This is a genomic window from Polymorphobacter sp. PAMC 29334 (genome assembly GCF_019431245.1).
Lineage (GTDB): Bacteria > Pseudomonadota > Alphaproteobacteria > Sphingomonadales > Sphingomonadaceae > Polymorphobacter_B > Polymorphobacter_B megasporae.
In genome coordinates, this window is record NZ_CP080243.1 from 1236772 (window position 1) to 1259216 (window position 22445).

The 22445-nt window shown below is 68.9% G+C and carries 19 protein-coding genes; 11 read left to right on the forward strand and 8 right to left on the reverse strand.

The genetic code is table 11. The features are described 5' to 3' along the window. Positions 1–62: 62 nt before the first annotated feature. Positions 63–404, reverse strand: a complete 342-nt coding sequence (gene rpoZ, locus KZX46_RS09790) for a DNA-directed RNA polymerase subunit omega (protein ID WP_216709013.1) — start codon at positions 402–404, stop codon at positions 63–65. A gap of 132 nt (positions 405–536) precedes the next feature. Between rpoZ and KZX46_RS09795 the strand changes: the two genes are divergently transcribed. Beyond that, a complete protein-coding gene (locus KZX46_RS09795) occupies positions 537–923 on the forward strand; it encodes a hypothetical protein (protein WP_219776423.1) in 387 nt (128 codons plus the stop codon). 181 nt (positions 924–1104) lie between these two features. Continuing rightward, the gene (gene rpsD, locus KZX46_RS09800; RefSeq protein WP_216709015.1) at positions 1105–1716 is read left to right on the forward strand and encodes a 30S ribosomal protein S4; all 612 of its coding nucleotides are present in this window, start codon (positions 1105–1107) and stop codon (positions 1714–1716) included. 42 nt (positions 1717–1758) lie between these two features. On the opposite strand, the gene KZX46_RS09805 is transcribed toward rpsD, so the two are convergent. The 4 genes from KZX46_RS09805 to KZX46_RS09820 all read right to left on the reverse strand — a co-directional run bounded on the left by KZX46_RS09805 (position 1759) and on the right by KZX46_RS09820 (position 7599). Next, entirely contained in the window at positions 1759–2520 is a 762-nt protein-coding gene (locus KZX46_RS09805) for a hypothetical protein (RefSeq protein ID WP_219776424.1), read from the reverse strand. Further along, positions 2517–3248, reverse strand: a complete 732-nt coding sequence (locus tag KZX46_RS09810) for a DsbA family protein (RefSeq protein ID WP_219776425.1) — start codon at positions 3246–3248, stop codon at positions 2517–2519. The genes KZX46_RS09805 and KZX46_RS09810 overlap by 4 nt, the downstream gene beginning before the upstream one ends. After that, complete coding sequence (locus KZX46_RS09815) at positions 3245–4606, reverse strand: M48 family metalloprotease (RefSeq protein ID WP_370647525.1); 1362 nt, start codon at positions 4604–4606, stop codon at positions 3245–3247. Before KZX46_RS09815 ends, KZX46_RS09810 begins: the two co-directional genes overlap by 4 nt. Positions 4607–4863: 257 nt before the next feature. Then, positions 4864–7599, reverse strand: coding sequence for an Rne/Rng family ribonuclease (locus KZX46_RS09820; protein WP_219776427.1), 2736 nt, complete (start codon positions 7597–7599; stop codon positions 4864–4866). 466 nt (positions 7600–8065) lie between these two features. Between KZX46_RS09820 and KZX46_RS09825 the strand changes: the two genes are divergently transcribed. The 3 genes from KZX46_RS09825 to KZX46_RS09835 all read left to right on the forward strand — a co-directional run bounded on the left by KZX46_RS09825 (position 8066) and on the right by KZX46_RS09835 (position 11121). Further along, the gene (locus KZX46_RS09825) at positions 8066–9253 is read left to right on the forward strand and encodes an N-acetylmuramoyl-L-alanine amidase (protein WP_219776428.1); all 1188 of its coding nucleotides are present in this window, start codon (positions 8066–8068) and stop codon (positions 9251–9253) included. 50 nt (positions 9254–9303) lie between these two features. Beyond that, complete coding sequence (msrA, locus tag KZX46_RS09830) at positions 9304–9837, forward strand: peptide-methionine (S)-S-oxide reductase MsrA (RefSeq protein ID WP_219776429.1); 534 nt, start codon at positions 9304–9306, stop codon at positions 9835–9837. A 114-nt stretch (positions 9838–9951) separates the two neighbouring features. Further along, positions 9952–11121 carry an acyl-CoA dehydrogenase family protein gene (locus tag KZX46_RS09835; protein WP_219776430.1) on the forward strand — a complete coding sequence of 390 codons (1170 nt, stop codon included), beginning with the start codon at positions 9952–9954 and terminating at the stop codon, positions 11119–11121. On the opposite strand, the gene KZX46_RS09840 is transcribed toward KZX46_RS09835, so the two are convergent. The 3 genes from KZX46_RS09840 to KZX46_RS09850 form a co-directional block, all read right to left on the reverse strand. Then, on the reverse strand, positions 11112–11519 hold the full coding sequence (locus KZX46_RS09840) for a hypothetical protein (RefSeq protein ID WP_219776431.1): 408 nt from the start codon (positions 11517–11519) through the stop codon (positions 11112–11114). The two genes, KZX46_RS09835 and KZX46_RS09840, sit on opposite strands and share 10 nt — an antisense overlap. Before the next feature lie 68 nt (positions 11520–11587). Then, positions 11588–12511 carry an L-threonylcarbamoyladenylate synthase gene (locus KZX46_RS09845; RefSeq protein WP_219776432.1) on the reverse strand — a complete coding sequence of 308 codons (924 nt, stop codon included), beginning with the start codon at positions 12509–12511 and terminating at the stop codon, positions 11588–11590. A gap of 171 nt (positions 12512–12682) precedes the next feature. Next, entirely contained in the window at positions 12683–12967 is a 285-nt protein-coding gene (locus tag KZX46_RS09850) for a hypothetical protein (protein WP_216709024.1), read from the reverse strand. On the opposite strand from KZX46_RS09850, the gene KZX46_RS09855 reads away from it, so the two are divergent. The 6 genes from KZX46_RS09855 (at position 12966) to KZX46_RS09880 (ending at position 22441) form a co-directional block, all read left to right on the forward strand. Then, positions 12966–14921 (forward strand): autotransporter assembly complex family protein, encoded by a 1956-nt coding sequence (locus KZX46_RS09855; protein WP_219776433.1) that lies wholly within the window; start codon positions 12966–12968, stop codon positions 14919–14921. The genes KZX46_RS09850 and KZX46_RS09855 overlap by 2 nt on opposite strands. Continuing rightward, on the forward strand, positions 14921–19045 hold the full coding sequence (locus KZX46_RS09860; protein WP_219776434.1) for a translocation/assembly module TamB domain-containing protein: 4125 nt from the start codon (positions 14921–14923) through the stop codon (positions 19043–19045). Before KZX46_RS09855 ends, KZX46_RS09860 begins: the two co-directional genes overlap by 1 nt. A 49-nt stretch (positions 19046–19094) precedes the next feature. After that, entirely contained in the window at positions 19095–19304 is a 210-nt protein-coding gene (locus KZX46_RS09865; protein WP_216709027.1) for a hypothetical protein, read from the forward strand. Positions 19305–19401: 97 nt separating this feature from the next. Then, entirely contained in the window at positions 19402–20031 is a 630-nt protein-coding gene (locus KZX46_RS09870; protein WP_219776435.1) for a TetR/AcrR family transcriptional regulator, read from the forward strand. After that, positions 20028–21389 carry a protein adenylyltransferase SelO family protein gene (locus KZX46_RS09875; RefSeq protein WP_219776436.1) on the forward strand — a complete coding sequence of 454 codons (1362 nt, stop codon included), beginning with the start codon at positions 20028–20030 and terminating at the stop codon, positions 21387–21389. The genes KZX46_RS09870 and KZX46_RS09875 overlap by 4 nt, the downstream gene beginning before the upstream one ends. Next, positions 21386–22441 carry a cellulase family glycosylhydrolase gene (locus KZX46_RS09880; protein ID WP_219776437.1) on the forward strand — a complete coding sequence of 352 codons (1056 nt, stop codon included), beginning with the start codon at positions 21386–21388 and terminating at the stop codon, positions 22439–22441. The genes KZX46_RS09875 and KZX46_RS09880 overlap by 4 nt, the downstream gene beginning before the upstream one ends. Positions 22442–22445: the final 4 nt, after the last annotated feature.

A 22445-nucleotide genomic window follows, 5' to 3' on the forward strand; every position in this document is an offset into this window, starting at 1 on the left:
GCGAGTCCGCGAACTGCTGACGAACGCAAAGAAGCGTTCGCTTCGCTATGCGCCGGCCGCGCTCACTCGTAATCCGGACCCAAATTCTGGTTCCGCGGCGGCTGGGCAGCGGTCAGGCGCAGCGCCTCCGCCGATGCCGACAGCGAACCGACTGCGTCGGGGGCATCGTCTTCGCCCTGGATGACGCGCTGCATCGACGACACCAGCGCCTCCTGTAGCACAGCGGGAACGACCTTCTGCTCGGCGATCTCGCGCAGGGCGACGACGGGGTTCTTGTCGCGGTCGCGGTCGAGCAGGATTTCCGCCCCGCTCGAAATCTGGCGCGCACGGGTTCCCGCCATCAGCACGAGCTCGAAGCGGTTGGGGATCTTGTCGACGCAATCTTCGACTGTGACACGCGCCATCGGGCAAACTCTCAGGTTATGCGGTAAACGCGAGCGCTTAGCAGGGGAGGGGGCTCGAGGTCAAGGAAATGACGGTCCGTGACGGGCGCATCCAGCCCTTCGCGCTGGGTGGCCGATAGGCTATAGCGAGATATGGCCACCGCAATCGACACCCTCGCGACGTATGATGCCATCGCCGCGTCGGGCCTCGATGCGAAAGCTGCACGGGCAATCAGCAAGGCGATTGCCGACTCTGCTGCGGTTTATCGAGCCGATCTCGCGACGAAGGCTGACCTTACCGAGCTTGGGTCATCGACACGGACTGATCTTGCCAAGGTCGAAACGTCGCTTCGGACTGATCTCGCCAAGGTCGAAACGTCTCTGGCCAAGCTCGAAGCAAAGCTTGAGGCTAAAATCGATTCCGGGAATGCAGTCCTCCGCGAACTTATCGCCACGACCCAGAACAAAACGCTGATTTGGATGTTCGGGATGCTCGTGACCTTCTCCGGCATCATCATCGGCTTCATTAAGCTGATTTGACCGCTCGGCCGGCCTAGCCCCGACCTTGACCCCGGCCCACGTTTCCCCTAACGGACCCGCTTCGCAATTGGCCCCGCACGCCCGGTGAAGCGGTGGCCGCGTCCAGCAGACTTGGCTGGGTGGTGCGAATCCGGGTCGCCTCTGAAAACAGCGGTGCCAACAGCAAATTGAACGGGATACTATGTCGAAGCGCGCTAACGCGAAATACAAGCTCGATCGCCGGATGGGCGAGAATATCTGGGGCCGCCCGAAGTCGCCGGTCAACAAGCGCGAATACGGTCCCGGCCAGCACGGCCAGCGCCGCAAGGGCAAGGTTTCGGACTTCGGCATCCAGCTTCGCGCCAAGCAGAAGCTCAAGGGCTATTACGGCGACGTCACCGAGCGCCAGTTCCGCGCGACCTACGCCGAGGCCGTCCGCATGAAGGGCGACACCTCGCAGAACCTGATCGGCCTGCTCGAGCAGCGTCTCGACATGGTCATCTTCCGCGCCAAGTTCGCCCCGACGATCTTCGCCGCGCGCCAGATCGTCAACCACGGCCACATCCTCGTCAACGGCCGCCGCTGCAACATCGCCTCGGCGAAGGTCAAGCCGGGCGACGTGATCGAACTCGGCACCAAGGCCAAGGAAATGGCGCTGGTCCTCGAAGCGATGGGCCTCGCCGAGCGCGAGACTCCCGAGTACGTCCAGGTCGACGGCGCCAAGGCGACCTACGTCCGCGTTCCGACGCTCGACGAAGTGCCGTACGCGGTGCGGATGGAGCCCAACTTGGTCGTGGAATTCTATTCGCGTTAATTCCTATCGCCGCCGCTATCCCGCATTGGGATGGCGGCGGCTTTAGTCGCGGGTAAGCCCCGCATAAATCGCTCCCGGAATTACCGCCCCGACCCCCCATGCGAGCAGGTCGAACAGCGCAATCAGCCACAGTCCGGGGCTCAAGACCGTCATCGCCGCATCGACCGCCGCGACGTGCTGCGCACTCGCTCCCGTCCCATAGACGGTCGCCGCCAAGACCAGCCGAGCCGGCACCACAGTCAAAGCAAACCCCGCGAGCACCACAGCGACCCGTCCGCGATTTCCACGCGTCAGCGCCGTCGCCCGGCCCAGCGCGCCGAAGGGAGCACGCCGCTCGACCAGCGCCACCGGCACAGCCGCGACCAGCAGCACCGCCCCCGCAAACCCCGCCGCGACGATCGCGGCGCGGATCGCCAGTGCCGACGGCCCCGCCAGCCCGGCGAGCAGCAGGCCGACCATCGCCAATACCGTCATGACGCCGATCAGCAGAGCGACATTCAATGCCCGCGGCGATGCGGCGATCCCGGCGCGCACGAACGCGCGCGGACCCTGCGGACGACCGTCGAGCCGCGCCAGCACGCCGTGGGTGACGATGACGACATAGAGTACGCGAAGCATGCCGCCGAAGGTCGCGACGATCGTCGACCCGGCATGTGTCCCCGCCAGCGCGAGGACGACCCCCGGCAGCGTGACCATGACGAAGCCAAGGACGATGATTGCGGCGAAGTCATGCCAGAACACCGTGCCGATCCGCTGGAACGCGAGGGCGACGTCGAGGCGCGTAGCCTCGGCGGGGAGCATCATGCAGCCTTGGCCGCTCGCGCCGCCGCGATCGCCTCGGCGAGCTTGGCATAACCGACCGCGCCACTGAGGATGCGGTCGCCGACGATATAAGTGGGGGTGCCGGTCAGCCCGAGCGCGCGGCCGAGGTCGAGGTTCTTGGCGATCTCCGCCTTGAGCGCCGGGCTGGTCAGGTCCTTCGCGGTCCGCACCTCGTTGAGCCCGGCCGAGCGGACGACCGCGATCGTCCGCTCGCGGTCGACCTTGCCCGGGGTCTCGAACATGCGGTCGTGGAAGGCGAGATACTTGCCTTGGCTGGCCGCCGACAACGCCGCCATCGCCGCCTCGCCCGAGGCTTCGGACAGGACCGGGAAGTCGCGGTAGACGACGCGGAGCTTGGGGTCGTCGGCGATCAGCTTGCGGACGTCGGCGTGGCCCGCGCGGCAATACGGGCAGGCATAGTCGAAGAACTCGACGAGGGTGACGTCGCCCTTGGGGTTGCCCGCGACCGCGCCGGGAAAGGCGGTCTCGATCTCGCTGCGGTTGCTGCTAAGCAGCTTCGACACATCACGGGCCTGCATCCCGTTGATCGCCTCAGGGATGATCTCGGGATGCTTGAGGATGTAGTCGCGGACGATCGCCTCGATTGCGGCGCGGTCCTTGGTGTCAATCCGCTCGGCCGGGTCGCCCGCGCCGCAACTCGCGACGAGCACCAAAGCGAGCGCCGTCGAAATCCGTAAGCCGTTGATCATCTGTGCTTCTTCTTGACTAAATCGTTCTGCGCGACTTGCGCGATATCGTCGGCGCGAAGCCAGTCGGTCGTGCCGGGCGATAGGCCCCTGAGCGCGATCTTGGCGTTCGCCGCCGCCTGCCTGGGTTCGCCCTGAAGGTCGAACCGCTCGGCAGTAGCGAGCGCAGCGCGCGCGGTATCGCCCTCGCGGTCGTAGATCACGCCGAGCTGGTACCACGCATCGGGGTTCTCGCGGTCGCGAACGACGGCCTTGCGTAGCAGCGGCTTGGCCTCGGCGAAGTCGGCGGCGTTCTCGGTGCTGACGAGTGCATGGCCGAGCAGCGTCGCGATCAGCGGCTCAGTCGGGGCGGCGGCGACGGCAGCGCGAAGGATCGGCAGCGACTCCGCGATCTTGCCTGATTCGAGCAGGATTTGCCCCTTGAGCTCGAGGTAATATGGATCGGCCGGGTGCAACGCGAGCAGTGCATCGACCTCGGCAACGGCGGCGTCGGGATATGCCGACTTGTGATAGGCATACGCGTGGGCGTAGCGCGCGGGCTCGGTCTTGAGCCCCTCGGGGTACATCTGGAAGGTGCGCTGCGGCTCCTCGATGAAGCCGGCGAGTTTCGCCTTGACCCGCTGGAACCGCGCATCGAGCTTGGGGTCGGGCGGTGTATTCCAGGCCGGGGACGCTTTGTAGACCGCTTCGAGGTACGCGATCCGCTGACCGTCGAGCGGGTGAGTACGGTTATACGCATTGTCCTGCTTGAGCCCGAGCCGATACTCCTGCCCGAGCAGCTTGTTGAAGAATTCGAGGCTGCCGCGCCCCGACTCCCCCGCCTTGCCAAGGAAGACCGCGCCGGCCTGGTCGGCGCGGCTCTCCTGGTCGCGGCTGAACGCGAGATACTGGCTCTGCGCAGTTGCGGTGCCGAGCCCGAGCGCGGCGATCCCGGCATCGCCCGCGCCGACTGCGACCAGCGCGACCGCGGCGACGAGCGACAGGATCGAGATGTGCGTCGCCGGGCCGATGCCCTCGTTCGAGCGGACATTATGCCCCCCGGCGATGTGGCCGAGTTCGTGCGCGAGGACGCCCTGGAGCTGGTTAACGTTGTCGGCGTTCTCGATCAGTCCCGAGAAGACGAAGATGTTCTGCCCGCCCGAGACGAAGGCGTTGATCTCGGGATCGCCGACAAGGACGATCTGGACCGACGCCGGGGTGAGGCCCGCGGCGATGATCAGCGGGCGCGCGACGTCACGGAATAACGACTCGGTCTCGGCATCGCGGAGGACCGACTGCGCGGCGGCGGGGGCGCTGGTGCCGAGCAGCATCGCCACCGCGCCGAGAGTCAGCGCGGCACGGGCGATCAGGCGGGCGGGCATGCCGGGCATTTTGCGGGGATACGCTGAACCCGGGGTTAAGGCGAGGGGGGCGCGTGATCCTCCGCGCCGGAGGCCTATAACAACTGTCATTGTCATCCCGGCGAAGGCCGGGATTCATGATCACTGCCGGTCTTGACCATGGGTCCCGGCCTTCGCCGGGATGACAATGTTACGTTAGGGTACGCTCGAAGCTGAGCGCGTCATCCGTGCGAGATCCCGGGGCGACAGGCATCGCCGCCGCCCCGGGGTCGGGCAGGTTAGTTGCCGAAGGTCCGCTGCCACCAGCCGCCCTTGCGCGGGGCGGCGGGTTCGTCGCCTGCGGGTGACGCCTCGGGGGCAGCGTCGTTCGCTTGGGGCGTAACCGGCTCGGGCTCGACAATCTTCGCACTGTCGACAAACGCGTCGGGCTCGGCAACGACAGCGGGCTCGGGCGCGGCTTCCGCAGCTTCGGGAGCCGCGGCGACCGCCTTGCGCCGCGAACGGCGCGGCTTGGGGGCGGCGGCGACAGCTTCGGCAGCGGGTTCGAGAGCCAGTTCGGCAGCGGGCTCGGCGACCGGCTCGGGAGCCGGCGCCTCCTCGACCGCAGCTTCGGCGGCCTCGACCGGCTTCTTGGCGCGCGACCGGCGCGGCTTCTTCGCCGGGACGGCTTCGACCGGAGCGTCGACCGGGTCGATCGCTTCGGCGGTCGCCGCAGCGACCTCGACCTGCGCTTCGACCGCGGCCTTGATCGGCCCGCCGGAGAGTCCGGTATCGTCGAGGCTCTCGGCGCTCTCGGTCACGGTGTCGTTGTCGACGCCGACCTCGCTCGCAGCCGGGCCGCCCTCGCGGCGGCGACCGCCACGACGCCCGCGACGGCGGCGACGGGCTTCGCCTTCGCCCGCGCTTTCGGCGGTAACGAGCGGCGCGACGCCGTCGCCTGCCACGACCTCTGCGGCATCCTCGCCGGTGACCGAGACGTCGGCGTTCGACGCGATATCGGCGACCGGCTCGACGCCCTCGGCGGCATCGCCCTCGGGCTTGCGGTCGCGGCCGCCACCACGGCGGCGGCGACGGCGGCCACGACCACCGCGTTCGCTGTCGCGGCCACCATCGGCGGCACCCTCGGCGCGGGCGGGGCGCTCAGCCCCCTCCTCGCCATCGTCGCCCTCGGCGTCGCTCGCGGTTTCGGCGGTGTCGCCTTCACCGGCGTCATCGGCGGGAGCCGAGCGTCCGCGTCCGCGGCCACGGCCTTCGCGGCGCGCGGGACGCTCGGCTTCCTCGTCTTCCTCGTCGTCGAAGCCATGCTCCTCCGCCGTGTCGGGAATCTCGTCGTCGTCGTCGATCTTCACCGGCGGCGGCAGCAGCGACATGACAACCGGGTGGAGCGGCGCGGGTCCGCCCGCGTCGAGGACGAAGTTCGGGCCCATCAACGTCTCGTCGGGGATGGTCTCGACGGCGATGCCGTAGCGCTCCTCGAGCTCGACGACATCGGCGCGCTTGCGGTTGAGGATGTACATCGCGACTTCGAGGCCCGCGCGGAGCGAGAACTCGGTCGCCCGGCCCTTGATCGCTTCGGCCTCGAGCGCGCGGAGTGCAGCAAGCGCAGCCGACGCGACCGAGCGGACATAACCCGACCCGTCGCACATCGGGCAGACGTGGGTCGATGCTTCGAGGACGCCGGTGCGAAGGCGCTGGCGGCTCATTTCCATCAGCCCGAACGAGCTGATCCGGCCGATCTGGATGCGGGCGCGATCGTTCTTCATCGCCTCCTTCATCGCGCGCTCGACGCGGCGATTATTGCCGCCGACCTCCATGTCGATGAAGTCGATGACGACGAGCCCGGCCATGTCGCGCAGGCGAAGCTGGCGGCCGATCTCGTCGGCGGCTTCGAGGTTGGTCTTGTACGCGGTCTCCTCGATGCCGTGCTCACGCGTCGAGCGGCCCGAGTTGACGTCGATCGAGACGAGCGCCTCGGTCGGGTTGATGACGATATAGCCGCCCGATTTCAACTGAACGACCGGCTGGTACATGCCGGCAAGGCTCGCCTCGACCCCGAAGCGCTGGAACAGCGGCACCGGGTCGGCATATTCGACGACCTTGGCGACGTGGTTCGGCATCAACAGCTGCATGAAAGTCGATGCGGCGGCGTAGCCATCGGGCCCGTCGACGAGAACCTGCTCGATCTCGCGGCTGTAGATGTCGCGGATCGCGCGCTTGATCAGGTCACTGTCCTGATGGACGAGGCACGGCGCGACGCTGCTCAGCGTCGTCTCGCGGATTTCGTCCCACAGCCGCGTCAGGTAATCGAAGTCGCGCTTGATCTCGACCTTGGTCCGCTTGAGCCCGGCGGTACGGACGATCGCGCCCATTCCGGCGGGAAGCTGGAGGTCGGCCATGATCGACTTCAGCCGCTTGCGGTCGCCGAGGTTCGAAATCTTGCGGCTGATCCCGCCGCCGTGCGCGGTGTTGGGCATCAGGACGCAGAAGCGCCCGGCGAGCGACAGGTACGTCGTCATCGCCGCGCCCTTGTTGCCGCGCTCCTCCTTGACGACCTGGACGAGCAGGACCTGGCGGCGGCGGATGACCTCCTGGATCTTGTAGCGGCGGCGCAGCGCCTGGCGCTGGCGGCGCAGCACGTCGGAACCCGCATCGTCGGCCCCGCCGGTAACAGCGACTTCCTCGCCGTCCTCGCCCTCATGGGGTTCGTCGTGATGCTCGTCGAGCGTTAGCTCGGCTTCCTCGCGGAGAAGCGCGTCGCGGTCCTCCTTGGGAATCTGGTAATAGTCGGGATGAATTTCGCTGAAGGCGAGGAAACCGTGGCGGTTGCCGCCGTAATCGATGAACGCCGCCTGGAGCGACGGTTCGACCCGGGTGACCTTGGCGAGATAGATGTTGCCCTTGAGCTGCTTGCGCTCGGCGGCCTCGAAATCAAATTCCTCGATGCGATTCCCGTTGACGACGGCGACCCGGGTCTCCTCCGGGTGGCGGGCGTCGATCAGCATGCGCTGGGACATTCAGATGCTCCTGCGCGCGCGGGCGACCTTCGGCAGATGATGCGGACAGGCCGGCGGCACGCGAAAAAAGGGCGGTCGCGCGACGCAGCGGCGACCGGCCCGGGATGGGATGGATAGTAATTGGGGGCGTCGGGCGCAGCACCGGGCCGACCCAAAGGGCGGCTCCGGCTATACGCTGCTGCTTCGACGTCATGCGACCCTAACTTTGACCGGCATACGCGCCCGGAACGTCGCCCGGGCATCGATGCGGCATATTCGTGGCGGCGCGAACCGGGACAAACCCCTGCCTCGCAAACCGTCTGGGTAGGAGTAGCACCGGAACGGCGGCGCTACAACTGCGGGCTTTACTGCCGCTGGCTTCCCCGCCTCGCCGCTCGAACCCGGCTTCGCCAGTTGGCGGGTGAGTAAGGTTAAGGAAAATGCGAGCGATTGCCGGGGCGACGGGGCGCCGGTATCCCTGCGGCCGATGCGAGCACTCGTCCCTGTCCTGTCGATTGCCTTGCTGGCGGCTCCAGCCTTCGCCGCGCGCGTCACCGGGCTGAGCGTGACGGGCGATCCGGCGACGGTGACGGTCGAGATCGACGGGCCGGTCGAAACGGTCAAGCTGTTCGCGCTCGACACGCCGCCGCGGCTCGTCGTCGATATCGGCGGGGCCGACGCCGCGCGGCGGATCGCGACGTCGGGGGTTCCGGGGTCGACGACATCGACGCGGGCGCGGATCGGGCCATTCGATGCCGACACCGCGCGGTTGGTGATCGACCTGCCGCGACCGATGGGGCTCGGCGCGGCGGCGATCGACGGGCATGCGCTCGTCCTCCGCCTGTCGCCGGTCGACGCCGCCGGGTTCGCCCGGGAGGTTGCGCGCGGCAGGCATCCGGTCTCGACGACGATGCTCGCGGTCGATTTCAACCTCGGCGACGACGTCATGGGGGGCGATGCCGCCGCGCCGCCGCCGCCGCCGAAACGCCCCGGCAAGCGCGCGCTCGTCGTCATCGATCCGGGCCATGGGGGCAAGGATTCGGGGACGATTAGCAGTCTCGGCGGGTACGAAAAGAACGTCGTCCTCGCCATCGCGCTCGCCGCTGCCGACGTACTGCGACGCGACGGACAGGTCCGGGTGAAGATGACCCGTGACGACGACACGTTCATTCCCTTGGGCGAGCGCGTCGCCATCGCCCGGCGCGAGAAGGCCGACCTGTTCGTCTCGGTCCATGCCGACAGCGCGCCCAACCCTGAGGCGCACGGCGCGAGCGTCTACACGTTGTCAGAAACCGCGTCCGACGTCGTCGCGGCGCGGCTGGCGGCGCGCGAGAACCAGGCCGACGTCATCGCCGGGGTCGACCTCCGCGCCGACGCCCCCGAGGTCGGCGACATCATGATCGACCTCGTCCAGCGGTCGACGATGAACGTCTCGGTCGGGTTCGCCGAGACCTTAGGAACGAGCCTCGGCGACCGCATCGGCTTTCGCGGCGAGTTCCACCACTTCGCCGGGTTTCGCGTGCTCAAGGCCGCCGACGTGCCATCGGTGCTCCTCGAGACCGGCTATCTATCGAACGATGGCGACGCGCGGCTGCTTGAATCGGTCGCGGGACAGAAGCGGATCGGCGAAGGCATCGCCCGCGCGATCGAGGCGCATTTCGCAAAGTCGCGCTAGTTGCACCGTCACGTTTCATGCCCACATTCGCGGGGTAGATCGAGGAGACGATGATGACCGAAGTTGCGACGATCGCCGGGGGCTGTTTCTGGTGCACCGAGGCGGTATTCGACTCGCTGACCGGCGTCCAGGCGGTGGAGTCGGGGTATATCGGCGGCCACGTCACCGACCCGTCGTATGCGGCGGTCTGCACCGGCCGGACCGGGCACGCCGAGGCGGTGCGGATCACCTTCGACGAGGCGCAGATCAGCTATGCCGACCTGCTTGACATCTTCTTCCACACCCACGACCCGACGACGCTCAACCGTCAGGGTGCCGACGCCGGGACGCAGTATCGCTCGGCGATCTTCCCGCATTCGCCCGAGCAGCGGGCCGAGGCCGAGGAGGCGATCGAGCGGAACCAGGCCGACTGGGACCAGCCGATCGTCACCACGATCGAGCCGCTCGCGCCGTGGTACAAGGCCGAGCAATACCATCAGCAATATTACGCGAACAATCCGAATGCAGGCTACTGCGCCGCGGTCGTCGGGCCGAAGATGGCGAAGTTCCGCAAGGGCTATGCGGCGCGGCTGAAGGCGGCGTAGGCTCGCTCCTAATTATGTCATCCCCGCGAAAGCGGGGAGCCAAGGTCGCTGAGGGTGGTGACCTTGGCTCCCCGCTTTCGCGGGGATGACAGGGAGAGATTGGGGGGACGCGCCATGACGATGTTCGACGACTGGCGGGCGCGTTCGCCGTTCTACGACGAGACGCACACCGCCGTCGCCGACTCGGTCCGCCGCTTCGTCGCCGCCGAGGTCGCGCCGAACATCGACGCGTGGGAGGATGCGCGGTCGCTGCCGCGCGACCTCCACCGCAAGGCCGCTGCGGCGGGCATTCTCGGGCTCGGCTATCCCGAGGAGTTCGGCGGGCACAGCGACGGCTTCGATATCTTCCATTCGCTGACGCAGTCGGAGGAACTCGCGAGCGTCGGCGCGGGCGGGCTGACCGCGTCGCTGATGACGCATGGCATCGGCCTCCCGCCGATCCTCGCGCTCGGGTCGGACGAGATGAAGCGGCGCATCGCCCCGGCGGTGCTCAGCGGCGACAAGATCATCGCGCTCGGCATCACCGAGGCGGGCGGCGGGTCCGACGTCGCCGCGCTGATGACACGCGCGGAGAAAGTCGGCAACAAATACGTCGTCAACGGCGGCAAGATGTTCATCACGAGCGGAATGCGCGCCGACTATGTCACCGTCGCGGTCCGCACCGGCGGTCCCGGGATGGGCGGCATCTCGCTGATGCTGATCGAAGCCGGCATGCCGGGTTTTACCCGCACCCCGCTCGAGAAAATGGGTTGGCACTGCTCTGACACCGCCGCGCTGTATTTCGACAATGTCGAGGTGCCACCCGAAAACATGATCGGGCCCGAAAACGCCGGTTTCGCCGGGATCATGCGTAACTTCAACGGCGAGCGGCTCGGCATGGCGCATTCGTGCTGCGCCTTCGCCCGGGTGTGTCTCAAGGAAGCGGTCGAGTGGGCGACGACGCGCGAGACCTTCGGCAAGCGCCTCGCGCAGCACCAGTCAATCAGGATCAAGCTCGCCGACATGGCGCGGCAGATCAATGCGACGCAGGCGTGGGTCGACCTCTGCGCGTGGCAGGTCAAGACCGGCAAGGGCCTCCCCGCCGACTTCGCAATGCTCAAGGTCCAGGCGACGCGGATGCTCGAAAGCGTCGCGCGCGAGGCGGCGCAGGTCTTGGGCGGCGCGAGCTACCTCAAGGGCAGCAAGGTCGAGCGCATCTACCGCGAGGTCCGCGTCAACGCGATCGGCGGCGGCAGCGAGGAGATCATGCTCGACCTCGCTGGACGCCAGCTCGGCTACAACTGAGCGGTGAAGGCGAGCGACTGCGCCAGCGGCAGCAGGCAGGCGGCGCACGGATTACCGGTCAGGTCGATCAGCGCCTGACCGGCTGCACCCTCGGGGGTCGCCGGGCGCAGGACGAACAGCAGCACGCCCTCGTCGGCGAGCAGCATCGCGCAATTCGGATCGCCGATGACGAGGCGGCGGCGCGCGTGGTTCGACAGCCCGAGCAGCCAGCAGCGCAGCAGATGCTCGATCGCCAGCCCCTCGTCGCCGTAGCGGACGTGGAGCGCGACTTGGACGGTATGGCAGCGCGGCCATGCGACGACCATCCGCCGCAGCGACCACAGGATCAGCCCCTCGTCACCGGGAAGATCGGTCCATACGCTCGGCTCGCGGCGAAAGGCATCGTGGTCGATCAGCATGTGCGGCGCTCCATCACTCGAGCGCATCTGACCGCTATTGAGAATGAATTGCAAGAACGATTTTGAAGTCAGCCGCGCGGGGCTGCTGCTCGCCGGAGCCGGTCGTTGATCGCGGCACCGACGCCGGTGTCGGGGATCGGAGCAACGGCGATCCGCGCCGCGCCGCTGGCTTGTGCAGTGTGGAGCCCCGCGAACAGCGCCGCCGCAGCTTCCTCGATATTGCCAGTCGCCGACAGAGTGATGTCGCCCGCGACGGCTCCGAAGCCTATCAGGAACTCGCCCGCTTCGGCGCTGGTGGCGTCGAGGCGAAGCGGCTGGGTCGGCGCATAGTGGCTCGCGAGTTGGCCCGGCGCGACGATGTCCAATCCGGCCGCGGCGGTGATGCCGAGCAGCGCGGCGTCGATTCCGCCCGGGCGGAGGAGCGAGACGCGGCCGCCGTCGACCCGGACGATCGCGCTTTCGAGGCCCCCCGGGGTCGCCCCGCCGTCGACGATCAGCGGGATGCGCCCGCCAAGGCTCGCGGCGACGTGCGCGGCGGTGGTCGGGCTGATCGTCCCGCTCGCGTTCGCCGACGGAGCTGCGAGCGGGCGGCCGAACGCGGTCAGGACCGCACGCATCACCGGGTGCGCCGGAACACGGACCGCGAGCGTCGCCAGCCCTGCCGTGACGTCGGGCGCGATGCCGTTGCCGGGCCGCGCCGGGAGGACAAGCGTCAGCGGCCCCGGCCAAAAGCGGTCTGCTAGCGCCCGTGCGATATCATCAACCTCGACCACGCGCTCGACGGCGGCGAGGTCGGCGACATGGACGATCAGCGGGTTGAACCCCGGGCGGCCCTTCGCGGTGTAGATCGCCGCGACGGCGGCAGAGTTGGTCGCATCCCCCGCTAGGCCGTAGACCGTCTCGGTCGGCAGCGCGACGACATGTCCTAGAGCGAGAAGGGCGACTGCGCGCGCGATCCCGGCGGTGTCGGCGGCGACGGTTTCGGTGTTCATGCGGGCGCGCGCAACGCCGTCATTCCCGCGAAGGCGGGAACCCATCACCACGAACGGTTGGGGTGATGGGTTCCCGCCTTCGCGGGAATGACGACTTAGATGGTCCGCCGATCAGCCACAGCTCTGGTCGCGCACCGCTCAAACGCAGCTCGTGGTGTCCGCCGCCCAAGCTCAGCGCTTCCGGCGGCTGTCCAACCAGCCGAGGACCACGACCGCGAGCAGGCCGACGCCGAGCCCGATGACGATGCCGAGCGATCCCTCGCCGAGCTTGACCCCGACGCCTGCTCCGACGAGCAGGGAGATCGCAAGGATGATGCCGCCGCCTTTTTGCATGGTGGTCTCATCGCGGGGATCGCGCGCCAGCGCAAGCCATGCGGCCATTCGTGCCGTCAGGGCGGCCACCCGCGCCACCGCTGCTTTGCGCTCCCCGGCGCGGCGGGTTAGACCTTGCGGCATGATCGTTTGTTCCGCCGGCGTCCGCGCTGCGCTTGCAGTGGGAGGGTGCTGGGCGGGACTGGGCTGGGCGAGCGTCGTCGTCGCGCAGGGGGCCGTCGCGCAGGGCACGGTAACGCAGGGGACCGCGGCCCAGATCGGCCCACCCGACATGCTCGCGCCACGCCCGGGGATCACCGTGCCGTGGCCCGACGCCGCCGCCGCACCCGGAGCCGCCGCCCCCGAGGCCGTGACCAGCGGCGATGTCCGCTACACCGTCGCGCTGACCGGGCTCGACGATCGCCTCGCACCGCGCTTCCGGACCGAGTCGGCGCTGTTCAAGGGGCGCGGCGCGGTGGCCAACCTCGCTCAGATCAACCGCCGCGCTGCCGACGACCGCGACCTGATCGACCTGCTCCTCCGTAGTCTCGGCTATTATGGCGGGCGGACGGTGACGACGATCGTGCAGGGGAATGCGCCGGGAACGCCGGTTGCGGTGACGCTCACGGTCGATCCCGGCCCGCTCTATCATGTCGCCGAGATCAGGCTGACGTTGCCGCCGAATACCCCAGCCGGGTTGGTCGAGGGCGGGATCGGGGTCAAGGCGGGCGATCCGCTCGGCGCGGCGGCGATCGCGGCGGGGCAGGACGGGCTCAAGGCGTATCTCAGCGTCCGCGGCCACCCGTTCGCGACGATCGATCCGCCCGAGATCGAGGTCGACCACGCCACCCGCACCGCGACGCTGACGCAGCACGTCGATCCCGGTGCCGCGGGGCGCTTCGGGCGGATCCGCGTCGACGGTAAGTCGGTCGTCGGCCAAGCCGGCATCGAGCGTCTCGCGCGCTGGCACCCCGGCGACCCGTACACCGCCACCGATCTCGACGATCTCCGCCGCGCCTTGATCGCGACCGGCCTTGTCGGCGGAGTGACGCTCGCGCCCATAGCCGCGGGGCCGGCGCCCGGCGGCGGCGAGACGATCGACGTCGTCGTCCATACCGACACCGCGCCGCTCCGCACCGTCGCCGCGACGGGGGGCTATTCGACCTCGCAGGGAGCACGGCTCGAAGCGAGCTGGGAGCATCGCAACCTGCTGCCGCCGAACGGCGCGGTGACCTTCCGCGCGATCGCCGCCGAACACGAGCAGCTGCTCGGAGCCGAGCTGCGCCGCCAGAACTGGCGGTCGCGCGACACGACATTGGTCTTCGACATCTTCGGCGATTCGGCGACGCAGGACGCGTTCAATGCGCGGACGATCCAGGTCGGCGCGACGATCGAGCGCGAGACCAACCTGATCTGGCAGAAGCAGTGGTATTATTCGCTCGGCACGCAGGCACTGATCTCGATCGAGCGCGACAAGAGCGCGCCCGGCAACCCGCTCAAGACCTATTATATCGCCGCGACCCCGGCGAGCCTGACTTACGACGGGTCGAACAACCTGCTCGATCCGACGCGCGGCTTCCGCCTGACCGGGCGCGCGTCGCCCGAACTGTCGTTCGCCAGCAGCACGTTCCCCTACGTCAAGCTCCAGGTCGAGGCGACCAAGTACGTTCCGCTCACCGACCGCATCACCTTCGCCGCGCGCGGTCATTTCGGGACGATCGCCGGGGCGTCGAAAGGTGACATCGCGCCGTCGCGGCGCTTCTACGCCGGCGGCGGCGGGTCGGTCCGTGGCTACGGCTATCAGGCGGTCGGGCCGAAGGACGCCGACGGGAGCCCACGTGGCGGTGACTCGATCGCCGAGGCGAGCGTCGAGGCGCGCTTCCGCCTCGGCGACTTCGGCATCGTGCCGTTCTTCGACGCGGGCGAGATCGACACCGCGACGATCCCGCGCTTCCGCGACGTCCGCTACGGCGCGGGTATCGGCGCACGATATTATACGAGCTTCGGCCCGGTCCGGATCGACGTCGCGACGCCGATCAACCCGCAGAAGGGCGACGCCCGCGTCCAGTTCTACGTCTCGATCGGGCAGGCGTTCTGATGGCGCGCAAGCCGACCGGCTGGGTCAAGCGCCACGTCCGCCTCGTCACCTGGATCATGGTCGTCGCGCTCGCGCTGGCGGGGCTGGTCTGGGGCGGGCGGCTGTATCTTGCGAGCGAGTCGGGGCGCGGCGCCGTGGGGCGGATGCTCGGGCTGTACGCGCCCAAGTCGGGCTTGCGCGTCGGCGTCGGGCGGATCGAGGGCGATATCTTCGGCCATGCGCGGCTCCACGACCTGACGCTGGCCGACCCGGACGGCGTGTTCGCGCAAGTTCCGCTGCTCGACCTCGACTGGCGGCCGCTCGCGCTGATCGACAACCGGCTCAGCGTGCGGTCGGCGGTGGCGGGCGAGGCGATCGTCCTGCGCCGGCCAAGGCTTCGCCCCAGCGCCGACAAGCGCGTGCTGCCCGGGATCGATATCGTCGTCGACCGGCTGCGGATCGACCGGCTGGTCCTCGCCACGCCGGTTACCGGCATCGCCGAGACGATCGCGCTCGGCGGCTCGGCCGACATTCGCAAGGGGCGCGCGCAGGTCGACGCCGCCGCGACCAGCGCAACTGGCGGCGATACCGTCCGCGTCCATCTCGATGCCGTCCCCGACCGCGATGCGCTCGACCTCGCCGCGACGATCGCCGCCCCGGCGCACGGTACGATCGCGCGGCTGGCGGGGTTCGCTGCGCCGTTTGAGTTGACGGTCGGCGGGAAGGGGACGTGGCAAGACTGGCACGGCAGTGCGACCGCGCGGCTCGGTCGGGTGCGCCTCGCCGACCTCGTGCTGTCAGCGAACGCGGGACGTTTCGTCGTGACGGGGACGACGGCGCCGTCGTCGATGTTCGGCGGTGGGTTAGCCCGTGTAACGTCACCGATCGTGCGTGTGCGGGCCGATGTGCGCCTGTCCGAGCGCGTGCTTAGCGGCACCCTCGCCGCCGCCTCGCCGGTCATCACGGCGACCGCGAGCGGCAGCGCCGACTTCGGCAACGAGACCTTCGACCGGCTCCGGGTCGAGGCGCGCCTGCTCAAGCCGGCCGCGTTCCTGCCGCGCCTCAGCGGGCGCGATATTGCCTTGAACGCGACCGTCGGCGGGACTTTCGCGAGCCCGGCGATCGCCTATGTGCTGACCAGTCCGGCGTTCGCGTGGGGGCCGACCGGCTTCGTCGGTTTCCGCGCGACCGGGCGTACAACCGGGCACAGTATCCCGATCGTCGCGACCGCCGCGCGGGTCGAGAACGTGGGGCCGGACGTTGCACCGCTGCTGGCTAACCTACGGATAACAGGGGCCTTGGTGGTCGAGAACGGGCAGGTCACGTCGCCCGCACTTGCGGTGCAGAGCGCGCGGATCGCGGGGACGATGACGCTGCGGCTCGGCCTCGCCGACGGTGACTATGCGGTCGGCTTCGACGGGCGGCTGCCGCGATTCCGGATCGGCGAGATCGGCGTCGCCGACATCGCCGCGCAGGTCCGCGCCGCCCCCGATGCGACCGGCGGGACACGCATCGCCGGGACCGTCCGCGCCGCCGCGACCCAGATCGACGGCGGCTTCTTCCGCAGCATCTTCGCCGGGCTGCCGGTGGTGACGACCGCCATCGACGTCGCCCCCGACCTGTCGATGCGCTTCACCGGCCTGCATCTCGTGGCGCCCGGGTTCGAGCAGACGGGCAGCGGCACGCGCGCCACCGACGGCAGCGTCCATCTCGTCACCCGCGGCGTATCTCGGACCTATGGCGCGACGACGATCGACCTCGCGGGGCAACTCGACTCGCCGGTGGTCGACGTCGCCCTCGCCGCGCCGGGCTTCGGCCTCACCGCTGTTACCGCGCACGCGGTCGAAGCCCCCGACGGCTGGCGGATCGCGACGCGCGGCGGCTCGGCGATCGGTCCGGCGACGGCGAACGCATTGATCCGGACCAGCGGAGCCGCGATCGACGTCGATGCCGCCGCTGCCGGTGTGACCCTGCGCGGAACGCTGGTGCCCGATGCCGATGCGCTCGTCGCCGGGCGGCTCGCGGTCGGCGGCGCGGGGTTGAACGGGAGCGTCGTCCTCGCGCCCGCCGGATCGGCGCAGCGCGGCGACGTCGTCCTCGCCGCCGCCAATGCTCGGCTCGGCAGCGTCGCGATCGGGCGTGGCAACCTCACCGCGCGGATCATCGCCGGTGCGGGCGACCCGTCGATCGACGCCAAGTTCACGCTCGGCGATGTCCGCACATCGGGCACGACGCTGGCGACGCTGTCCGGGACGATCGCCGACGCCACCGGGCGCGGCACTGCGACGCTCGCGCTCGCCGGGGTCGCCGGGGTCCCGTTCAACGCCACCATCGACGCACGAGGATCGGCCGACCACCTCGATATCGGCGCGGCGGCGACGGTCGACGGGCGCAAGCTGACGCTCGACCACCGCGCGCAGGTCGACCGCGCCGGAGCGGCGTGGCGGCTCGCTCCGGTCGTCGTCCAGACTCCCGATGGCCGCGTCGAACTCGCCGGGAGTTACGGCGGCGGGGTCAGCGGGTCGGTTCGCCTCGACAACCTTGGCCTATCGCTGCTGACATTGTTCGACCCCGGCTACAACTTCGCCGGGCACGCTTCGGGGACGATCGCCTTCGCCGCGCCCGCCACCGCTGCACCGACGGGGTCGCTCGCGCTCCGCATCGCCGGGTTAAGCCGCGCCGGACTGGCATCCTCATCGCAACCGGTCGATCTCGCGGTCAACGCCGCGCTGTCGGCAACGTCGGCTAGCGCGCGCGCGGTCGTCGTCCGCAGCGGCGCGACGCTCGGCCGCGCGCAGGCCGAACTGACCCTCGGCAATGAGCCAAACCTGCGCGACCGCCTCTTCGCCGCACCGCTGTTCGCGCAGGCGCGCTTCGCGGGTCCGGCCGAGGCGGTATGGCTACTCAGCGGAGTCGAGGCGCTCGACGTTCGCGGGCCGATCACCGCGGCGGTCGACGCGGGCGGGCGGCTCGGCGATCCCCGGCTGACGGGGTCGATCGCGGTAACGGGCGGGCGGGTCGAGAACGTCGCGCTCGGCACGGTGATCGACAACGTCAAGCTCGACGGGCGCTTCACCGGCTCCCGGCTCGACCTCGCCGCATTCTCGGGAACGGTCGGCAAGGACGGCAGGATTTCGGGGAGCGGCGGGGTCGACCTGTCGGCCGAACGCGGCTTCCCGGTCGAAGTCACGACGAAGCTCGACAACGCCCAGATCCTCAATCGCGACGACTTGCGCGCGACCGCGAGCGGAACGCTGCGGCTCCACAGCGACGAGAGCGGCGGCAAGATTTCGGGGTCGCTCGATATCGTCCGCGCGCGCTACCGCTTCGGGCGCGGCGGCACGACGAGCGATATCCCCGTCGTCGCGGTCACCGAACGCAACGTCGAACTCCTCGGCCGCGCCCCGCCGCGCGTCGTCAAGCCGACCTTGTGGTCGCTCGATATCGCCGCCTCGGCGCGCGACAACGTCGATGTCGCCGGGCTCGGCCTGACCTCGACGTGGCGCGGCGACCTCAAGCTCAAGGGCCGCGCGACCGCGCCCGAATTCTCCGGCGTCGTGAAGATGGTGCGCGGCGACTATGACTTCGCCGGCAAGCGCTTCAACCTGACCCGCGGCGATGTCCGCTTCGACGGCAAGAATCCTCCCGACCCGGTGATCGACCTCGCCGCCGAGAACACGAGTTCGGGGTTCACCGCGCAGCTCAGCCTGACCGGCACCGCGCTTCACCCCGACATCAAGTTCAGCTCGACCCCGGCGCTGCCCGAGGACGAGGTGCTGTCGCGGGTGCTGTTCGGGACGTCGATCACGACGCTCTCGGCCCCCGAGGCGGTCCAGCTTGCGGGGGCGCTCGCGTCGTTGCGTGGCGGCAAGGGCGGCAAGCTTGATCCGTTCAATGCGGTGCGCAAAACGCTGCGGATCGACCGGCTGCGGGTGCTGCCCGCCGACATTGCAACCGGGCGCAAGACGTCGATCGCGGCGGGCGAGTACATCGGGCGGCGGCTGTACGTCGAGCTGTCGACCGACGCGCAGGGCTATTCGGCGAGCGCAATCGAGGTCGCGCTGACGCGGTCGCTGTCGATCCTGTCGGACGTCGCGACGCTCGGCGGGACGAGCGTCAACCTGCGGCTCAAGCGCGACTATTGAACCAACACCCCGCGATAGGCATTTCCGCATCGGTTAGTGGAGATCAGTCATGCTTGGTCGGTTAGTGTCGATGATCGCGGGGCGCAGCATTGCGCGGACGATCGGGGGTGCCGCGTCGGGACCGGCGGGCGCGGCGATCGGTGTCCTGCTACCGACGGTGTTGCGGCGGATGGGTCCGCAGGGAATGATCGTCGCGGCGCTTGGTGGCTACGTCGTCAAGAAAGCGATGAAGAAATACGCCGTGACCAAGGCGGTATAACTCGGTATCCGCCGCGTTCAGCCACCGGTCATATGCTTTTGACTATGGCTCAGATTGACGCCATAGTTTTTGCTCTGGCTTGCTGATGAGGATGACCGTGGCCACCCGAGCCCTCGACACCCGTGCCCGCCGTTACGACCCGGCGGAAACGCGCCAGCGTGTGCTCGAGGCGGCTAACCTGTTGTTTTCGACCAAGGGTTATGCCTGCACCGGGACCGCCGACATCGCCCGTGCGGCGGATGTCTCGGAAGGATCGATCTTCTACCATTTCGGGTCGAAGAAGAACCTGCTGGTCGACATCGGCAAGATGTACGGCGAGCGGATGATCGCGGTGATGCAGGGCGACGATGCGCTCGAGGATCTCGATCCGGGAATGATGGTCTCGCGGTGCATCGAGTTCTGCGTCGAGCACAAGGAATGGGAAGCGCTGACCGGCGAATCCTGCTGCGAGGGCAAGCCCAAGACGATGATGGCCGCCGAGGCCGAGCCATTCTACCACGCCTCGCGTGAAGTGACTGTCGCATGGGTCGCCGAACAGATGACCGCGCGGATGGCGAAGCAGGGCATCACCGGAGTCAATATCCCGGTCGCGGCGTCGCTGACCTACGCGGTCGTCGGCGAGACGATCGAGGCGGTGCTGAGCACCGATGACCCCGACCGGCGGCGTGCGGTAATGGATGAGACGGTGCGCTTCATTCGCGCCGCCTGCGGCTACAAGAGCGCGTGAATTTCGCCCCGCGACGGACGATCCTCGACCTCGGCTCCAGCTTCTACGATCCGGTCGCCGCCGCCGATTTTCCGCAGACGATCCTCCGTTTCAGGAACGACCGTGCTGCTGAAAGCATCGGCCTTGATGGCTTAAGCGACGCGGAGTGGGTCGCTCACTTCGGCCGCTTCGCACCGCTCGAAGGAAGCCTCGAGACGCCGCTCGCGCTGCGGTATCACGGGCACCAGTTCCGCGCGTATAATCCTGACCTCGGTGACGGGCGCGGCTTCCTGTTCGCGCAACTTGCCGACGATCGCGGGCGGCTGATGGACCTCGGCACCAAGGGGTCGGGGACGACGCCGTGGAGCCGCGCGGGTGACGGCCGGCTGACACTGAAGGGCGCGATGCGCGAGGTGCTTGCGACCGAGATGCTCGAGGCGCTCGGGGTCGATACGTCGCGGACGCTGTCGGTGGTCGAGACCGGCGAGGAACTCGACCGCGGCGACGAGCCGTCTCCGACGCGGAGCGCGGTGCTCGTCCGGCTCAGCCACGGCCATGTCCGCTACGGCAGCTTCCAGCGGCTCGCGGCGCTCGGCGACAGCGCCGGGCTGGCGCGGCTGACTACCTATGTACTGGCGAATTACTTCGGCACCGTCGACGCGCCCGACCCGTATGCCGCGCTGATCGATCATGCGGTGACCAATGCCGCGCGGCAGGCGGCGGCGATGATGGCGGCAGGGTTCGTCCACGGCGTCCTCAACACCGACAACATCAACATCACCGGCGAAAGCTTCGATTACGGGCCGTATCGCTTCGCGCAGACGTGGGACCGTGATTTCACTGCGGCGTATTTCGACCATCACGGCCTCTACAGCTTCGGCCGCCAGCCGGAGGCGCTGCAGTGGAATGTCTTCCAGCTCGCGGGCGCGTTGCGGGTGGTGGCGCCGCTCGAATCGCTCAAGCCTGCGCTCGAAACCTATGGCGAGCGCTACACCACCGCGCTGACGGCGGCATTGCTCAAGCGGCTTGGCGTCGTGCCGCGCGACCCGGCGAGCGACCGCGCGCTCGCCGAGACACTGGTGACGACGCTCGAAGCGACCCGCACCGGCCTCGACAAGTTCTGGTTCGACTGGCGCGGCGGCAAGCGACGCGCACCCGGATACGACGGTCCTGAATTCGATGCTTTCGTCAAAGGGGTTGGCGACTACGCGCCCGCTGCGCCGCGCGACCACCCGTATTGGTCCGACGTCGCGCCATGCGGCCTGCCGATCGGCGAGATCGAGGCGATCTGGGAGCGCATCGCCGCCGCCGACGACTTGAGCGCGTTCACCGCAAAGGTCGCCGCAATCCGCCGCATGGGCGCGGCGATGGCGGGATGAGCCGCTGGACGGTCGAGGCGGCGAAGACGTGGTACGCCGCGCGGGCGTGGCCGTTCGGGTGCAACTTCATTCCCTCGACCGCGGTCAACCAGCTCGAGATGTGGCAGGCGGAGACCTTCGATCCGGCGACGATCGACCGCGAGCTCGGCTTTGCCGCCGGGGTGGGCATGAACGCGGTGCGCATTTTCCTCCACGACCTGCTGTGGCGCGACGACCCCGACGGCCTGCTCGACCGAATCGAGACCGTGCTCGGACTCGCCGACAAGCACGGCATCGCGACGATGCCGGTGTTCTTCGATTCGTGCTGGAACCCCGCGCCGGTCAGCGGGCCGCAGCCGCTGCCGCGGCCGGGGGTGCATAATTCGGCGTGGGTCCAGTCGCCTGGCATGGCAGCGCTCGAAGATCCGTCGTCGCGGCCTCGGCTCGAAGCCTATGTCCGCGGGGTGGTCGGGCGCTTCGCCAACGACCGGCGCGTCCTTGCCTGGGACATCTGGAATGAGCCCGACAACGGGCCCGAGGTGGCGCAGCGCGACGCGGCGACGCTCGCGGCGAAGGCGGCGCTGGTCAAGCCGCTGCTCGCCGACGCATTCGACTGGGCGCGCGCGGCGGGGCCGTCACAGCCGCTGACGAGCGCGATCTGGTCGGGCGACTGGTCGAAGCTCGACCGGATGACGCCGATCCAGCAGCTCCAGGTCACGTCGTCCGACGTCGTCTCGTTCCACAACTACGACAAGGCCGAGGAGTTCGCGCGGCGCGTTGCGTATCTCGAAGCGTTCGAGCGCCCGATCCTGTGCACCGAATATCTCGCGCGGCCGCGCGGCAGCACGTTCCAGGCGATCCTGCCGGTCGCGAAGGCGGCCGGGGTCGGGGCGTTCAACTGGGGGTTGGTGCGCGGCGACACTCAAACCAACCTGCCATGGGACTCGTGGGACAGCCCCTACGTCGATCGTCCGGCAGGGGCCTGGTTCCACGACATCTTCAACGCCGACGGGACCCCGTTCGATCCCGCCGAGCCGATTTTCCTTCGCGCCGAAGCGCAGTCGTCCGTCTAGCGGC

Coding starts and splice junctions, on each gene's coding strand:
- rpoZ (WP_216709013.1), bottom strand. CDS start 404: ATGGCGCGTGTCACAGTCGAAGATTGCGTCGACAAGATCCCCAACCGC.
- KZX46_RS09795 (WP_219776423.1), top strand. CDS start 537: ATGGCCACCGCAATCGACACCCTCGCGACGTATGATGCCATCGCCGCG.
- rpsD (WP_216709015.1), top strand. CDS start 1,105: ATGTCGAAGCGCGCTAACGCGAAATACAAGCTCGATCGCCGGATGGGC.
- KZX46_RS09805 (WP_219776424.1), bottom strand. CDS start 2,520: ATGATGCTCCCCGCCGAGGCTACGCGCCTCGACGTCGCCCTCGCGTTC.
- KZX46_RS09810 (WP_219776425.1), bottom strand. CDS start 3,248: ATGATCAACGGCTTACGGATTTCGACGGCGCTCGCTTTGGTGCTCGTC.
- KZX46_RS09815 (WP_370647525.1), bottom strand. CDS start 4,606: ATGCCCGCCCGCCTGATCGCCCGTGCCGCGCTGACTCTCGGCGCGGTG.
- KZX46_RS09820 (WP_219776427.1), bottom strand. CDS start 7,599: ATGTCCCAGCGCATGCTGATCGACGCCCGCCACCCGGAGGAGACCCGG.
- KZX46_RS09825 (WP_219776428.1), top strand. CDS start 8,066: ATGCGAGCACTCGTCCCTGTCCTGTCGATTGCCTTGCTGGCGGCTCCA.
- msrA (WP_219776429.1), top strand. CDS start 9,304: ATGATGACCGAAGTTGCGACGATCGCCGGGGGCTGTTTCTGGTGCACC.
- KZX46_RS09835 (WP_219776430.1), top strand. CDS start 9,952: ATGACGATGTTCGACGACTGGCGGGCGCGTTCGCCGTTCTACGACGAG.
- KZX46_RS09840 (WP_219776431.1), bottom strand. CDS start 11,519: ATGCTGATCGACCACGATGCCTTTCGCCGCGAGCCGAGCGTATGGACC.
- KZX46_RS09845 (WP_219776432.1), bottom strand. CDS start 12,511: ATGAACACCGAAACCGTCGCCGCCGACACCGCCGGGATCGCGCGCGCA.
- KZX46_RS09855 (WP_219776433.1), top strand. CDS start 12,966: ATGATCGTTTGTTCCGCCGGCGTCCGCGCTGCGCTTGCAGTGGGAGGG.
- KZX46_RS09850 (WP_216709024.1), bottom strand. CDS start 12,967: ATGCCGCAAGGTCTAACCCGCCGCGCCGGGGAGCGCAAAGCAGCGGTG.
- KZX46_RS09860 (WP_219776434.1), top strand. CDS start 14,921: ATGGCGCGCAAGCCGACCGGCTGGGTCAAGCGCCACGTCCGCCTCGTC.
- KZX46_RS09865 (WP_216709027.1), top strand. CDS start 19,095: ATGCTTGGTCGGTTAGTGTCGATGATCGCGGGGCGCAGCATTGCGCGG.
- KZX46_RS09880 (WP_219776437.1), top strand. CDS start 21,386: ATGAGCCGCTGGACGGTCGAGGCGGCGAAGACGTGGTACGCCGCGCGG.